General features: G+C 73.7%; 11 protein-coding genes. 10 read left to right on the top strand and 1 reads right to left on the bottom strand.

Annotated elements, in window-relative coordinates; translation table 11 throughout:
* Positions 1 to 60 precede the first annotated feature (60 nt).
* Complete coding sequence (locus ASC99_RS18115) at positions 61 to 1140, bottom strand: glycosyltransferase (protein WP_082598421.1); 1080 nt, start codon at positions 1138 to 1140, stop codon at positions 61 to 63.
* A gap of 227 nt (positions 1141 to 1367) precedes the next feature.
* Here ASC99_RS18115 and ASC99_RS18110 point away from each other — a divergent pair, with 227 nt between their 5' ends.
* The 10 genes from ASC99_RS18110 (at position 1368) to ASC99_RS18065 (ending at position 14644) form a co-directional block, all read left to right on the top strand.
* Positions 1368 to 2480 carry a glycosyltransferase family 4 protein gene (locus tag ASC99_RS18110; RefSeq protein WP_235583054.1) on the top strand — a complete coding sequence of 371 codons (1113 nt, stop codon included), beginning with the start codon at positions 1368 to 1370 and terminating at the stop codon, positions 2478 to 2480.
* 181 nt (positions 2481 to 2661) lie between these two features.
* Positions 2662 to 4392, top strand: coding sequence for a polysaccharide biosynthesis tyrosine autokinase (locus ASC99_RS18105; protein WP_157531599.1), 1731 nt, complete (start codon positions 2662 to 2664; stop codon positions 4390 to 4392).
* Positions 4389 to 5489 carry a glycosyltransferase gene (locus tag ASC99_RS18100; protein WP_057233223.1) on the top strand — a complete coding sequence of 367 codons (1101 nt, stop codon included), beginning with the start codon at positions 4389 to 4391 and terminating at the stop codon, positions 5487 to 5489. The genes ASC99_RS18105 and ASC99_RS18100 overlap by 4 nt, the downstream gene beginning before the upstream one ends.
* Before the next feature lie 40 nt (positions 5490 to 5529).
* The gene (locus ASC99_RS18095; protein ID WP_235502591.1) at positions 5530 to 6579 is read left to right on the top strand and encodes a GNAT family N-acetyltransferase; all 1050 of its coding nucleotides are present in this window, start codon (positions 5530 to 5532) and stop codon (positions 6577 to 6579) included.
* On the top strand, positions 6579 to 8102 hold the full coding sequence (locus ASC99_RS18090) for a hypothetical protein (protein WP_057233221.1): 1524 nt from the start codon (positions 6579 to 6581) through the stop codon (positions 8100 to 8102). Before ASC99_RS18095 ends, ASC99_RS18090 begins: the two co-directional genes overlap by 1 nt.
* Positions 8089 to 9303, top strand: a complete 1215-nt coding sequence (locus tag ASC99_RS18085; protein ID WP_057233219.1) for a DegT/DnrJ/EryC1/StrS aminotransferase family protein — start codon at positions 8089 to 8091, stop codon at positions 9301 to 9303. The genes ASC99_RS18090 and ASC99_RS18085 overlap by 14 nt, the downstream gene beginning before the upstream one ends.
* Positions 9304 to 9503: 200 nt before the next feature.
* The gene (gene mscL / locus ASC99_RS18080; RefSeq protein WP_057233217.1) at positions 9504 to 9947 is read left to right on the top strand and encodes a large conductance mechanosensitive channel protein MscL; all 444 of its coding nucleotides are present in this window, start codon (positions 9504 to 9506) and stop codon (positions 9945 to 9947) included.
* Between the two features lie 325 nt (positions 9948 to 10272).
* A complete protein-coding gene (locus ASC99_RS18075; protein WP_057233215.1) occupies positions 10273 to 10938 on the top strand; it encodes a DUF6643 family protein in 666 nt (221 codons plus the stop codon).
* 345 nt (positions 10939 to 11283) lie between these two features.
* Positions 11284 to 12138 (top strand): MOSC domain-containing protein, encoded by an 855-nt coding sequence (locus ASC99_RS18070; RefSeq protein WP_369824218.1) that lies wholly within the window; start codon positions 11284 to 11286, stop codon positions 12136 to 12138.
* A 112-nt stretch (positions 12139 to 12250) separates the two neighbouring features.
* Positions 12251 to 14644 carry a right-handed parallel beta-helix repeat-containing protein gene (locus ASC99_RS18065; protein ID WP_057233211.1) on the top strand — a complete coding sequence of 798 codons (2394 nt, stop codon included), beginning with the start codon at positions 12251 to 12253 and terminating at the stop codon, positions 14642 to 14644.
* Positions 14645 to 14652: the final 8 nt, after the last annotated feature.

Below are 14652 nucleotides of genomic sequence, written 5' to 3'. Positions count from 1 at the left end.
GCACAGTATGCGCGCGTCCCGGAGGGTGGGACAGGCCGCGGGGGACTTCTTGACGGATCGTTATCGCGCGGGGGTGACCTGGCTCAACAGGTGCTGCCAGGAGTCGGTCACCACGGCCAGGTCGAACCGGGCCAGCGCGTGCGCCCGGGCAGCGGCGCCGAGTGCGGCCCGGTCCCCGGCCAGCACCCGGCCGAGGGCCTCGGCCAGTGCGGCCGGGTCACCGGGGCGGACCAGCGCGCCGGTCCGGCCGTCCAGCACGACGTCGCCGACCCAGCCCACATCGGTGGCGACGGCGGGGAGTTCGGCGAGCGCGGCCTCGATCAGCACGCCGGGCACGCCCTCGCTGTCGCTGGTCAGCAGCAGCGCGTCGGCGGCCCGGTAGAGCACGCCGGGGTCGGCCAGCCGGCCGAGGAAGTGGACCCGGTCGGTGAGCGGGAAGCTGCCGCCGAGCGGGCCGTCGCCCGCGACCGCGAGGTGCACGCCGGGCAGCCGGTCTATCGCGGCCAGTGCCAGGTCGAGGCGCTTCTCGGGTGCCAGCGCACCGATCCAGGCGACCACCGGCCCCTGCGGGGGCAGGCCCAACTCTTCGCGGGCGCCCCGGCGTTCGGCCTCGCGTTCGGCTGGTCCGGCGGCGGGCCGGTACGCGTCGGCGGCCCGGCCGTTCGGAATCGTGCGGACCTTCCTGGCGGGCAGCCGGAAGCGCTCCAACAGCACCGTCCTGGCCCCGTCCGAGATCGCCGAGACGGCGGCCGCCCGGTGCAGGAACGCACCCACCCGAAGCCGCCGGGACAGGCTCGCGGTCCAGTGCCTCGGGTCGCCGATGTTGACGTACACGAAGGGCACCCCGGTGCCCAACAGTCCGACGGCACAGGCCTGCAGGGTGCTGGAGCCGTGCGCCACCACCACGTCCGCCTGCCGGGCGGCGGCCCGCAGCGCCCGCAGCGTGGCGGGGTGGTGGCGGGACGGACCGAGCACCGGTGCATCGTGCTCCGGCGGCGCGTCGGCGTGCGGCTGGAGCGCACGGAGCACGGACGGCGCGCCCCGGCGCAGCAACTCGGCGTGCAGGTCGCGGGCGAGATTCTGCGCGCCCCGGCCCCGGGGATCGGTGATCAGGTGCAGCACGCGAGGTCCGTCAGCCATGCGGCCAACCTTCGGGGACTTCGCGGGACGGGTCAAGCTTTCAGGGGCGCGGGGCGGTGACACGCACGGCTCCGCCCCGCGCCCCTGGCGGGTATGGCCATTCGCTGGCGGAGCCCCCGTCCGGCCTGGGATGCTGATCGTCTGTCAGAGCGCGCTGGGCCGGGGGGTCGGCGCCGGGGGTCTCGCTGGGGGTTGCCGCTGTGCACGTGCTCTATGTGATCGACAGCGTGAGCAGAATCGGCGGCGCCGAGCAGGGCCTGGTGTCGATGGCGCCGCAGCTGGTCCGCTCGGGTGTCCAACTGGACGTGGCGTACCTGCGGCACTCGCCGGACGGCTTCCAGGCCGAGCTGACCCAGGCCGGTGCCACCGTCTTCGGCGTGCACGCGGCAAGCCGGGTCGGCGAGTTGGCGGCGCTCCGTCGGCTGGTCCGCCGCCGTCGCCCCGAGCTGGTGCACACCACGCTCTACGAGTCGGACGTGCTCGGCCGCTCGGCCGCGCTCGCCAGCGGGGTGCCGGTGGTGTCCAGCCTGGTCAACTCCGCGTACGGGCCGGAGCATCTGCACGCCCGCGGCCTGAACCCGTGGAAGGTCCGGGCCGCCCAGGCCGTGGATGCGGCGACCGCGCAGGGCACCCGGCGGTTCCACGCACTGACCAGGCACGTGGCCCAGGTGATGGCCCGTCGGCTGCACGTCTCGCCGGACCGGATCGACGTGGTGCCGCGCGGCCGCGACCCCGAGCTGCTCGGCTCGGTGACCCCCGAGCGGCGGGCCGCCGTCCGGGCCGGCCTGGAGCTGGCCGCCGACACGCCCGTGGTGCTGGCGGCCGCCCGGCAGCAGTACCAGAAGGGTCTCGACGTCCTGCTGGAGGCCTGGCCCAAGGTACGGGCGGAGCTGCCGGACGCGGTGCTGCTGCTCGCGGGCAGCCCCGGTACAGAGACCGCCGGGCTGCGGAAGCTGGCCGACCTGGCGGGCAACGTCCGCTTCCTGGGGCCGCGTTCGGACGTGTTCGACCTGATGGCGGCCTCCGACGCGTTCGCCGTGCCGTCCCGCTGGGAAGGCCTGGGCAGCGCGGCGATGGAGGCGATGGGGGTCGGTGTCCCGCTGGTCTGTGCCGACGTGGCGGCGCTGCGCGAGACGGTCGGCTCGGAGGACTACGCCCGGCTGGTGCCGCCGGAGCGGCCGGGCGAGCTGGCGGCCGCGCTGCTCGAGACGCTCGGCGATCCCTCGGCGGCCGCGCTGCGGGTGAAGGCGGCCCGGGCCAGGTTCCTGACCCGTTTCACCCTGCACCATGTCTCCGGCCAAATGGTCGAGTTCTACGAAAGATCACTGCGGCGGGGATGAGATTGGCCAAAGTGCTTGCGCCGCACGTCAGGTGCCGCAAGCATCAGGCTCGGGGGTCCAGGGGAGTCGGCGACGTCGGGGGGTGTCGCGCGGCCGTCACCGGACCGTACGGAGCTAACCCTGCATCCGGCTCGGCCGGTCCGTACGGCGTATGCACCACGAACGCGAGGGGAACCACCCGGTGGAACCGGCTAACCACTTCTTGGTTTTGCGCCGCTACTGGCGTCTGCTGGCCGGCTGCACGGTGGCAGCCCTGATCATCGGTCTGCTGCTCACCCCGACCGGCGACACGGTCGACAACGGCAAGTGGCAGTGCAAGGTGGCGATCACCCCGGTGGCGGGTGCAGGCGAGGCGGTCCGGGCCGACCAGGTGCTCTCCTACGCCGCCGGCTCGGATGTCACCACCGCAGCCGCCAAGAAGCTCGGTGTCACGGACGTGGCGGCGCTGGCGGCCCGGCGCACGGTGTCCGCCGCGAGCACCCAGATGCTGGCCGTCACCGCCATCGGTCCGACCCAGCACAGCTGCGCGGACACCGCCGCCGCCTTCGCCGAGGCGATCATCAACGGCTACAGCCAGGAGTCGGCGAAGAGCGCGAGCGAGTCGATCAAGCGGCTGGAGGCCCAAGCGGCCACCCAGCAGGAGCAGGTCAACAAGTTCCAGCAGCAGTTCAGCTCCGCCAAGCCGGTCGACCAGCCCAAGCTGCAACCGCAGTTGACGGCCGCGCTGGCCTCGCTGACCAAGACCCTGACCGCGATCAGCGACCTGCAGAACGTCAGTCAGACCGACGCCATCCAGCAGTGGGGCTCGATCGACGCCAAGGAGGCGGGCGGCAATCTGCTCAGCTCGCCGAACCGTGGGGTCAGGCTGGGCCTCGCGGTGGCGCTCGGGCTGGCCCTGGGTGTGGTGGCCGCGCTGATGCTCAGTCGGATGGACACCCGGCTGCGCACCCGCAACGGTGCGGAGGAGGCGTTCAACCTCCCGGTGATCGGCGAGATCCCGCAACTCTCCCGGCGGCTCCGGCGGCTGCGCGACCCGCTGGTGGTGGCCCGGCCGTCCGACCCGGGTGCCGAGGCGTTCCGCTCGCTGCGTTCCACCCTGCTGCTGACCGGCCCGCCCGCGCTCGCCGCGCAGCTGGCCGAGGGCAATCTCAACCCGGCCGAGCTGGTCTCCCGGCGGCTGGCCCAGCCCGCGCCGGTGATCCTGGTGATGTCCGGCTGCAGCGGCGACGGGCGGACCACCACGGTGGCCAACCTGGCCGCCGCGCTGGCCGAGACCGGCCGCGAAGTCCTGGTGCTGGACTGCGACTTCCGCCATCCCCAGGCGCACGAGCAGTTCGGGGTGGGCGAGGGCCCGGGGATGGCCGAGCTGCTCAGCGGTGAGCAGCTGCCCGAGCTGGACGACCTGATCCGGCGGACCAACGTGGACGGCGTCCACCTGATCACCGGCGGCAACACCACCGCCTACCCGGCCGCCCTGGTGCTGCGCGCGGGCGAGGTGCTCCGCCGGGCCCGGCGGCACGCGGACGTGGTGCTGATCGACAGCTCCCCGCTGCTGCACGCCAACGACGCGTACGACCTGGTGCGGCACGCGGACGCGGTGCTGGTCACCGTCCGGGCCGGCAACGTCACACCCGAACAGGCCGACCGGGTCAGCGAGTTGCTGTCCCGTACCGGTGTCCCGGTGGCCGGGGTGGCGCTGCTCGGCACGCTCGGCCCGTCCGGCCGGCGCAAGCGCGACGGCCAGCACGGCGGCGACCGGTCCGGGGTTCCGGCCCAGTCGGGGGGCCCGGCGCAGCACCAGCCGCGCGAGGAGCCCAGGCACCGCGCCTCGCCGACCTGGGCCCGGCGCGCCCAGCACCCGTCCCCGGCCGTCGAGTCGGCCACCGGCGGCCACGAGGGCGAGACCCGGTGACCGCCGGCCGGATCCGGGTGCTCTGGCTGACCAAGGGTCTGGGCCGGGGCGGGGCCGAGCAGTTGCTGGTCAACTGTGCCCGGCACGCGGACCGCGATCGGTACGAGATCGAGGTCGCGTACGTGCTGCCCTGGAAGGACGCGCTGGTGCCCGCGCTGGAGGCGGCGGGTGTCAAGGTGCACTGCCTGGGCGCGGCACCCGGGCGGCTCTGGCCGTGGCGGCTGGCCCGGCTGCTGGCCGGCCGGCGCTACCACCTGGTGCACTCGCACATGCCGATCCCGGCCGCGGCGGTCCGGCTGCTCACCCTGGGCCGTCGACAGCCGGTACTGGTGCACACCGAGCACAACGTCTGGGAGCGCTACCGGACCGCCACCCGATGGGCCAACTCGCTGACCTACCGGCGCAATCGGGCCGTGATCGCGGTCTCGCACGCGGTGGCCGCGGCGATCCCGGCGGCCCGTCGCCGGGCCGGTGACTTCGTGCACGTGGTGCATCACGGCCCCGACCTGGGCGGCGCGCTCGGCGGTCCGGCCGCCCGAGCCCATGCCAGGGCCGAACTCGCGCTGCCGCCGGATGCGTTGGTGATCGGCACGGTCGCCAACTTCACCCCGAAGAAGGACCAGGCCACCCTGCTGGCCGCATTCGGCCTGCTCCGCGAGCAGCACCCCGGAGCCCGGCTGGTGCTGATCGGCTCGGGTCCGCTGGAGGCGGAGCTGCGGGCGGCGGCCGGCGAGGGCGTGGTCTTCGCCGGATCGCGGGCGGACGTGCCCGAACTGCTGCCCGGCTTCGACGTGTTCACGCTGAGCTCCCGTCAGGAGGGGCTGCCGGTCGCCCTGATGGAGGCGATGACCAGCGGTCTGCCCTCGGTGGTGACCAGGGTCGGCGGGATGCCCGAGGTGCTGGACGACGGTGGGCAGGGCTTCCTGGTCGAGCCGGGCGATCCGGCCGGTCTGGCCGCCGCCTTCGGGCGGCTGGCCGGGGACGCCGGGCTGCGCGAGCGGCTCGGGGCGGCCGCCCGGCTGCGCGCCGAGCGCTTCGACGTGGCCGGGGCCCAGCGGGCCGTCGAGCAGGTGTACGAGCAGGTGCTGCGGGCCTGAGCCTCGCCCGCCCTGCCCCTCCGAGAGGAAGACCACCACCGTGAGCGCGAGCCCCGACCAAGTCCGGGACGACGCCGCCGAGCTGACCTGCCGTCCGCTCGGCCCGGCCGACACCCCCGCGGTACTGGACCTGCTGACCGCCTCACTGGCGGGCGGCCCGACCGGCACCCGCAGCGCCGACTTCTTCGAGTGGAAGCACCGCCGCAACCCGTTCGGCGCCAGCCCCGGCCTGGTGGCGGTCACCCCGGCGGGCCGGATCGTCGGCGTCCGGCTGTTCCTGCGCTGGGAGTGGCAGGGCGCCGGCCGGCCGGTCCGGGCCGTCCGCCCGGTGGACACCGCCACCCACCCGGACTTCCAGGGCCGCGGTATCTTCCGCCGCCTCACCACCCAACTGCTCGAACAGGTGACCCCCGAGGCGGAGTTGGTCTTCAACACGCCGAACGGCAACAGCCTGCCCGGCTATCTGCGGATGGGCTGGCACGACCTCGGCCAGGTCCCGGTCACGCTGCGGGTGGCCCGGCCGCTCTCGTTCGCCCGAGGCGCCCGCGCGGCGCTCACCAGGCGCCGGGCCGCGGTCGGCCCGGTGGCGTGCGAACTGCCCACCGCCGCCGAGTGGTTCGGCACCGAGCCGGTCACCGAGCTGCTCCGCGAGCGGGCCACGGCCGACGCCCCGGACGCCCGGCTCGCGGTGCTGCGGACCGAGGAGTTCCTGCGCTGGCGGTACGGCGACGCGCCCGGCCTGGACTACCGGGTGATCACCTGTCACCGGGGCGGCGAGCTGGCCGGGGTGGCGTTCGGGCGGCCCCGGCGGCGCGGGCCGCTGGTCGAGTTCACCCTCGCCGACCTGATCGTCCGGCCCGGCGACGGCGAGGCCGCCACCCGGCTGCTCCGGACGGCGGCCCAAGCCGGCGGCGACCACGTGGCCACCCACCTGGCACCGGGCACTGAGGCCGCCCGGGCGGCGCTCCGGGTCGGCTACCTGCGCGCACCTCGCACCGGCATGCGGCTGGCGGCCAGGACCCCGGCGGGCCGACCGCCGCCCGGCCGCCCGGAGTTCCGGTTCACCCTCGGTGACCTGGAGGTCTTCTGATGGGCCGGCACCCGCTGCTGCGGGCGGTCCCCTGGCCGACCGTGGTGGCCGGGGCGCTGGTGCTCGGCTACGTCACCGTGTTCGTGCTGGCCATGGTGCACACCAGCTACGACACTTGGGGCGCCCTGCTGGTGCTGCCCGCGCTGATGGCGATCGGCACCCCGATCCTGGCCCGGGTGGCCGCCGCCAACCCCGAGCGGGACATCTTCAAGCTGCTGATGCTGGCGATGGCGCTCAAGCTGCTCTGCGCCTTCCCCCGCTACCTGATGGCCTTCGTGCTCTACGGTGGCGCGGCGGACGCCAAGATGTACCACCAGAAGGGCGGCGAGCTGGCGCTCTTCCTGGACCAGGCGGACTTCTCCTCGGGGATCCACTACGACCTCGGCATGAAGGTCGCGGGCACCGGCTTCGTCATCATCGTCACCGGGGTGGTCTACGCGATCACCGGACCGTCGCTGGTCGGCGGCTTCCTGGTGTTCTCCTGGCTCGGCTTCTGGGGGCTGCTGCTGTTCTGGCGGGCGCTGCAGATCGCCTTCCCTGAGGCGGACACCCGACGCTACGCCAAGCTGGTCTTCTTCCTGCCCTCGCTGCTGTTCTGGCCGTCCAGCATCGGCAAGGACGCCTGGATGATGTTCTGTCTGGGCCTGACCACCTACGGCGTGGCCCGGCTGCTGGACCGCAGGTTCGGCGCCTTCCTGTTCATCGCGCTCGGCTCGCTGGGCACCGCGATGGTCCGCCCGCACGTCACCGTGCTGGTCGGGGCCGGGCTCACCGTGGCGTACGTGCTGCGCAAGCGGCCCAAGCAGGTCAGTGCGCTGGGGCCGCTGCGGATGGTGGTGACCGTGGTGGTGCTGGGCGCGATGGTGATGCTGATGCTGCAACAGGTCAACACCTTCTTCGGCACCACCGGCGGCGGTGGCGACTCGGTCAACCACGTGCTCTCGGAGACCTCCCGCCGTACCTCGCAGGGCAATTCGGTGATCAACCAGCCGGCCGCCGAGGACGCCGCGCCCGCCTTCAGCCTCAACCCGGCCGGGCTGCCGATGGCCGTGGTCAGCGTGCTGTTCCGGCCGTTCCCGTTCGAGGCGTCCAACATCCAGAGCCTGTTCCAGTCGGTGGAGTGCTTCGCCCTGCTGGTGATGTTCATCCGGGGCTGGCCCAGGATGCGTCAGCTGCCCCGGCTGTTCCTGCGCCGCTCGTACATCGCCTTCGCGCTGGTGTACACGCTGCTGTTCTGCTGGGCCTTCTCGACCATCAACAACCTCGGCATCCTGTCCCGCGAGCGGGTCCAGGTGCTGCCGCTGGTCCTCGTCCTGCTGGCGGTGCCCCGCCCGGAGGGAGAGAACGACCGGCCGACCGGCCGTCGGCGCTCCCGGCCACCGGTCTGGCGGGTGCAGCCCGGGCAGTGGGGTTCCCGTCCGCCGACCACCGTGCTCCGCCCGGCCCGCGTGGGCGGTCCCGGCGGCCAGTCCCAGCCACCACCTCGACCCAGGGGGGATCGACCCGACCATGACTTCCACTGACGCTTCGTTCGCTGACACCGCCTCACCCGCCTTTCTCGGCGGCTCACCCGCCTTCCCCGAAGGACTGCCGCTGACCCGGGTGCAGGTGCCGGACCGCGCCGGTCTGCTGGAGCGGCTCGGCGCCGTGCTGGACAGCGGCATGCTGACCAACGGCCGGACGGTGGCCGAGCTGGAGCAGCGGGCCGCCGAACTGCTGGACGTACCGCACGTGGTGGCGGTCTCCAACTGCACCGCCGGGCTGATGCTGGTGCTGCAGGCCGCCGGGGTGGGCGAGGGCCGGCCGGTGCTGATGCCGGGCTTCACCTTCTCGGCCACCGCGCACGCCGCGCACTGGGCGGGCGGCACCCCGCTGTTCGCCGAGGCAAGGGAGGTGGACATCACGCTGGACCCGGCCGACGCCGAGGCCAGGCTGAAGGCCGCCGACCGGCCGGCCGCCCTGATGGCCACGCACGTCTATGGCACTCCCTGCCAGACCGAGGAGTTGCAGCGGATCGCCGACGCGGCCGGGCTGCCGCTGGTGTACGACTCCGCGCACGGTTTCGGTTCCAGCCGCAAGGGCGTGCCGGTGGGCAACTTCGGCCTGGCCGAGGTGTTCAGCATGAGCCCGACCAAGGTGGCGGTGGCGGGTGAGGGCGGCCTGGTCGCCACCCGGGACGCGGCGCTCGCGCAGACCCTGCGGCACGGCCGGGACTACGGCAACCCCGGTGACTACAACACGCTCTTCCCCGGCCTGAACGCCCGGATGAGCGAGCTGCACGCGGCGGTCGGCCTGAGCTGGCTGGCCGAGCTGCCCGAGCGGGTGGCCCACCGGGGCGCGCTGGTGGCCGAGTTCGCCCGCGCCACGGCCGGACTGCCGGGACTGCGGCTGGCGCTGCCGGAGGAGGGCGACGTCTCGACCTTCAAGGACCTCACGCTGATCCTGGACGCCGAGGCCTTCGGCCTCACCGCGGACGAGCTGGGCCGGGCGCTGAAGGCCGAGGGCATCGACACCCGGCGCTACTTCCACCCGCCGGTGCAGCGCCAGCAGGCGTACGCCCACCTCGGCCAGGCCGAGGCGCTGCCGGTCACCGACCGGCTGGCCGCCTCGGTGCTGACCGTGCCGCTGTGGACCCAGATGGACGCCGCGACCGTCCGCAGGACCGCCGAGGCGGTGGCCCGGATCCAGCCGTATGCGGAGCGCCTGCGCGCCGCAGGGCTCTGAGACCGCGGCTTGCCGTCCGGTGCCGTCCCGGGCCGGACGGCAAGCCCATTCGGGTCTCGCACGGGGGTGCGGCGATTAGGCGGATAGGGTGAACTCACTTGGACCACAAGGGGGTTGAGTGGGCAGAATGACCCGCTGGGCCTGCTGGCCCCACCCTCCCCCGGCCGGTCTCCCGGCCTACTCATGGTTTGGAGTTCCCGGTGTTCAAGGGATTCCGCAGCTTCCTGCTGCGCGGAAACGTCGTGGACCTCGCGGTCGGTATCGTGATCGGCGCGGCCTTCACCGCCGTCGTCACCGGCTTCGTCACGGCCTTCCTCACCCCGCTGCTCGGTGTCGCCACCGGCGCCGTCGGTGACTACAGCAAGCGCGCCTTCGACATCGGCGGCACCAGCTTCCCGTACGGCGCGTTCCTGAACGCCCTGATCAGCTTCGTCCTGATCAGCGCGGTGATCTACTTCGCCGTGGTGCTCCCGGTCGGCCGGCTGCAGGCCCGGTTCGAGCCGGTCAAGGACGTCCCGGTGGCCAAGACCGACTGCCCGGACTGCCTCAGCTCGATTCCGGCCGCCGCCGTGCGCTGCTCGCACTGCACCTCGGAGCTGGCCGGCCGCCCCGGCTTCCCGGCCCAGGCGCTCGCCTCCCGCTAGGTACCGCGGTGCCCCGCCCGGCCCGGCAGTCCCGTACTGCCGGGCCGCGGCATGTCCGCCGGCCGGCCTCGGGGGCTCACGCGGTTCCGACACGCGCCCTCTGCTCGTCGCCGGGTTCACGGGTGCGCGCGGACACGGCCCGTTCGCCGACTGTTCGACCGCCCGTCACCCGCCGCCGCAACCCCTGAGTGGCCGGAAAACGACGGCGAAATGTCCGATCGTCATACTTTCGAGTGAGTTGTTCTAGCGAAGAGTACGTAAACACTGGAACTCCTACGCCTCCCACTCTCCTCAGCAGGCACATTGTGGGCTTACGGTATGCCCCATGACCTCGCCCCGCTCCTACGACGGAGTCGGCTACCCCTCTCCGTCCTTCAGCTCCGGCACGCCCATCTACGACAGCCTCGTCGCAGAGCGCGGTGTCCCGCAGATCGCCCCCATCAATGTGCCCGCCGCCCTCCCGCCGGCCTCCACCGGATACGGCTACGGCACCAACTACGGTTCCGGGTACGGGAATCCGGGCTTCGACAGCCCCCTGAGCAACCTGCCCGCGCTACCGCCGGCCCGGCTCGCCCTGGGCCCGGGACCGAGCAGCGTCGCCCCGGCCACCCAGTACATCCCCACCCAGCAGTACGCCGCCGCCCCGCAGCCGCCGGTCCCCGGCTACGGCGGCCAGCAGCAGCCGTACCTGCCGCCGCAGCGCCCCGCCGCGCCCGGCCCCGGCTTCCAGCAGTACCAGCAGGCCGGCCAGGCCTTCGGTGCGCAGGGCTACGCGACGGCGCCCAACTTCGCCACCCAGGGCGGCTACCAGGGCGCGCCGCAGGGCTTCAACGGCCAGGCCGCGCAGGGCTACCAGGACCAGAGCTTCGGCGGTAACCAGCTCCGCCCGGCCGCCCCGGTGGCCCCGGTCCGCCCGGTCCAGCAGCAGCGCCCGCAGTACGCCGAGCAGGGCCAGTACCCGCAGCCCGGCCACCAGGGGAACGCCTACTGACCCCAGCCACCGCACCACCTGCCCGGCCCCAGGGGGGAGCCGGAAGGAGCAGGGCACAGGGCCGCCCGGACCACTCAGCACCACGGTCCGGGCGGCCCTCGCGCGTACCCCGGCGGCCCGGCGCCGCCGAGCCGGTGGCCCTGGGGCCTGTCTGATCATTCGCGTCGGATCAGGCCGGGTCGTTCGGTGCGTGCGCTCGGCGTGCGGCCGGGGCGCCCTCGTAGCGGAGCTACTTGGGCGTTGCGGCCGTGCGGCGAGCGTGCGTGCCGGGCGGGCCGGACCCGACGGGAATGATCAGACAGGCCCCGCGACGGAGCCGCCGCGACAACTGGCAGGATGGGGCCCATGCCACAGCTCACGGGACTGCACATCTACCCCATCAAGTCGACCTACCGGCTGAGCCCGGAGAGCGCCCAGGTCGAACCCTGGGGTCTGCTGGGCGACCGGCGCTGGATGCTGGTGGACGAGAGCGGCCGGGCGGTCACCCAGCGGGACGAGCCCGCCCTCGGCCAGTTCCGGGTGCTGCCCTCCCCGGACGGCTCACTGACCGTCACCGCGCCCGACGGCGACCGGCTGGAGGTGGCCGCACCGGCCACCGCGAACGGCGACCCCGAGGTCAAGGCCGAGGTGTTCGGCACCTTCTTCACCACCGCGCTGGCCGCCCCCGACGTCAACGACTGGTTCGCCGGCTACTTCCCCGGCGTCCGGCTGGTGCACCTGGACAACCCGCTGAGCCGGCCGGTCGACCCCGGGCACGCGGGCCCCGGCGACACCGTCACGATGGCCGACGGCTACCCGCTGCTGCTCACCACCACCGGCTCGCTCGAGGAGCTGAACGCCCGGATCGCCGAGGACCACCCGGACGACGAGCTCAAGGCGGCCGCCCTGCCGATGGAGCGGTTCCGCCCCAACCTGGTGGTCGACGGCACCGCCGCCTGGGCCGAGGACGGCTGGCGCCGAGTCAGCATCGGCGAGCTGACCTTCCGAGTGGCCAAGCCCTGCGGCCGCTGCCTGGTCACCACCACCGACCAGGAGACCGGCGTCCGCCGCGGCCCCGAACCGCTGCGCGCCCTCGGCCGCCACCACAGGATCGGCCAGAAGCTGGTCTTCGGTCAGAACCTGATCCCCGAACGGCCCGAGGGCCACACCGGCCTGATCGGCACCCTGCACCTCGGCGACGAACTGACCGTCCTGGAGTGACCTTTCGGAACGGGCGCGTCGGAACCGAAAACCTGCTCGCTCGTTGTATCCCGTGTGGCTACCGAGCAGCTTCCGTGCAGGTCGTTGACTGAGGTGGGGATGGCAGGTCGTCATGGGTGAGCACAGGGTCCGGGTCACGCAGGACAGCGCCTCGCGCTGGCGGCGCCGCGCGGGCGATTACGAGACCCTGGCCGAGGCGGTCGCCGCCGCCGAGCCCGGCGACACCCTGACCCTGCGGGCGGGCACCTTCCGGGAGAACGTACTGCTGGACAAGGCCGTCGTGCTGCGCCCCGCCGACGGCCCCGGCAGCGTCCGGATCAGCCCCTCCGGCGGCATCCCGCTGACCGTCACCGCCGCCGCCCAGGTGCACGGCCTGGTGATCGAGGGCGGCGAGACCAGCGCCCCTGCCGTCCTGATCACCGGCCCCGAGGCCACCGCCGAGCTCACCGGCTGCCGGGTGGAGACCGCGGCCGCCGTCGGCATCGAACTCACCGACCGCGCCGAGGCGGTGCTCCGCGGCTGCACCGTGCTCAACCCGACCGGCCTCGGCGTACGGCTGCGCTCCGGCGCCGCCCTGCTGGCCGAGGACACCGAGCTGGCCTCCTCCGCCCAGGCCGGGCTGGCCGTGCTGGACGGCGCGAGCGCCCGGCTGACCAAATGCCGGGTGCACCACGCGGGCGGCGCCGGGGTGCTGCTCGCCGAGCAGGGCAGCACCGCCGAGCTGACCGGGTGTGAGATCTACGAGATCCGCGGCAGCGGCGTCCAGGCCGAGTCGCAGGCGACCGGGCGGCTGACCGACTGCGAGATCCACCGGGTCACCGGCAACGGCCTCACCCTGGACACCGGCGCCGAGCTGACCCTGACCGGCTGCCGGGTGCACGACCTGCCGGAGAACGCCGCCGACCTGCGCCGGGGCTCCCGGCTCAGGCTGGAGCAGACCATCCTGCAGGATTTCGGCCGGGGCGCGCTCTCGGTCTGGGAGCCCGGCACCCGGGCCGAGGCGGTGGCCAGCGAGATCCACTCCAGCACCAGCGACTTCCCCGCCGTCTGGGTCTGCGCCGGAGCCGAACTCACCCTCACCGACTGCTCGCTGCACGATCTGCGGGACGCCCTCTCGGTGCTCGACCAGGGCTCCCGGGTGACCGCCAAGGACTGCTCGTTCAGCCGGATCGGCAGCTCGGCGGTCTCGGTCAGCGGCGGCGCCACGGTCGCGCTGGCCGACTGCCGGATCCAGGAGGCCGGCACCGGTCTCTGGTTCCGCGACCACGGCAGCGGCGGGCGGCTGACGGGCTGTGAGATCTCCGAGGTGAGCACCGGGGTGATCGTCACCAAGGGCGCCGACCCCGAGCTCTCCGACTGCACGGTGCGCGGCGCGGCCGAGGCCGCCGTCTACGTCTTCGCCCAGGGCCGGGGCAGCTTCACCGACTGCCGGGTCTCGCACGGCAAGGGCTTCGGCTTCTACGTGCTGGACGGCTGCCGCACCGCGCTGACCCGCTGCCGGGCCGAGCAGAACGAGCAGGCCGGCTTCGAGTTCTCCGAGCCCGGGCCGGTCACCGAGGGCTGCATCTCCGACGACGTGGCTCCGGTCGCGCCGGAGCTGCCCGCCCCCCGGACCGCCCAACTCACCACCGCCGCCGCCCCGGTGGCCACCGCGATCGCCCCGATCCCGGACTACCGGCCGGCCGACGAGGCGCTGGCCGAGCTGGAGTCGCTGATCGGCCTGGCCACCGTGAAGCAGGAGGTGCGCACCCTGATCGACCTGATCTCGGTCGGCCGCCGCCGCCGACAGGCCGGCCTCAAGGCCCCCTCGCTCCGCCGCCACCTGGTCTTCACCGGCTCCCCCGGCACCGGCAAGACCACGGTGGCCCGGCTCTACGGCGAGATCCTGGCCTCGCTCGGCGTGCTCCAGCAGGGCCACCTGGTCGAGGTCGCCCGGGTGGACCTGGTCGGCGAGCACATCGGCTCCACCGCGATCCGCACCCAGGCCGCCTTCGACAAGGCCAGGGGCGGGGTGCTGTTCATCGACGAGGCGTACGCGCTGGCGCCCGAGGACGGTGCCAGGGACTTCGGCCGGGAGGCGATCGACACCCTGGTCAAGCTGATGGAGGACCACCGGGACGAGGTGGTGGTGATCGTCGCCGGGTACACCGTCGAGATGGAGCGCTTCCTGAGCGCCAACCCCGGGGTGTCCTCGCGGTTCTCCCGCACCGTCACCTTCCCGGACTACTCCGCCGCCGAGCTGCTGGAGATCGCCCGCTCGCAGTGCGCCGAGCACGAGTACGCCCTCGACGGGCCGACCGAGGGCGCCCTGCTGGAGCACTTCGCCGGGCTGGAGCGCGGCCCCGGCTTCGGCAACGGCCGGACCGCCCGGCAGGTCTTCGAGACCATGGTGGAGCGGCACGCGATGCGGGTGGCCCAGCTGGCCGACCCGTCCACCGAGGAGCTGCAGCTGCTGGTGCCCGCCGACCTGCCGGTCCCCTCGCCCCGTACCGGTGCGACGATCTGACAGGATGG

This window comes from Kitasatospora sp. Root107 (genome assembly GCF_001424875.1).
Taxonomy (GTDB): Bacteria; Actinomycetota; Actinomycetes; order Streptomycetales; family Streptomycetaceae; genus Kitasatospora.
Note: the sequence above shows the minus strand (reverse complement) of the source record. Positions and strands in the feature narration are given on the sequence as shown.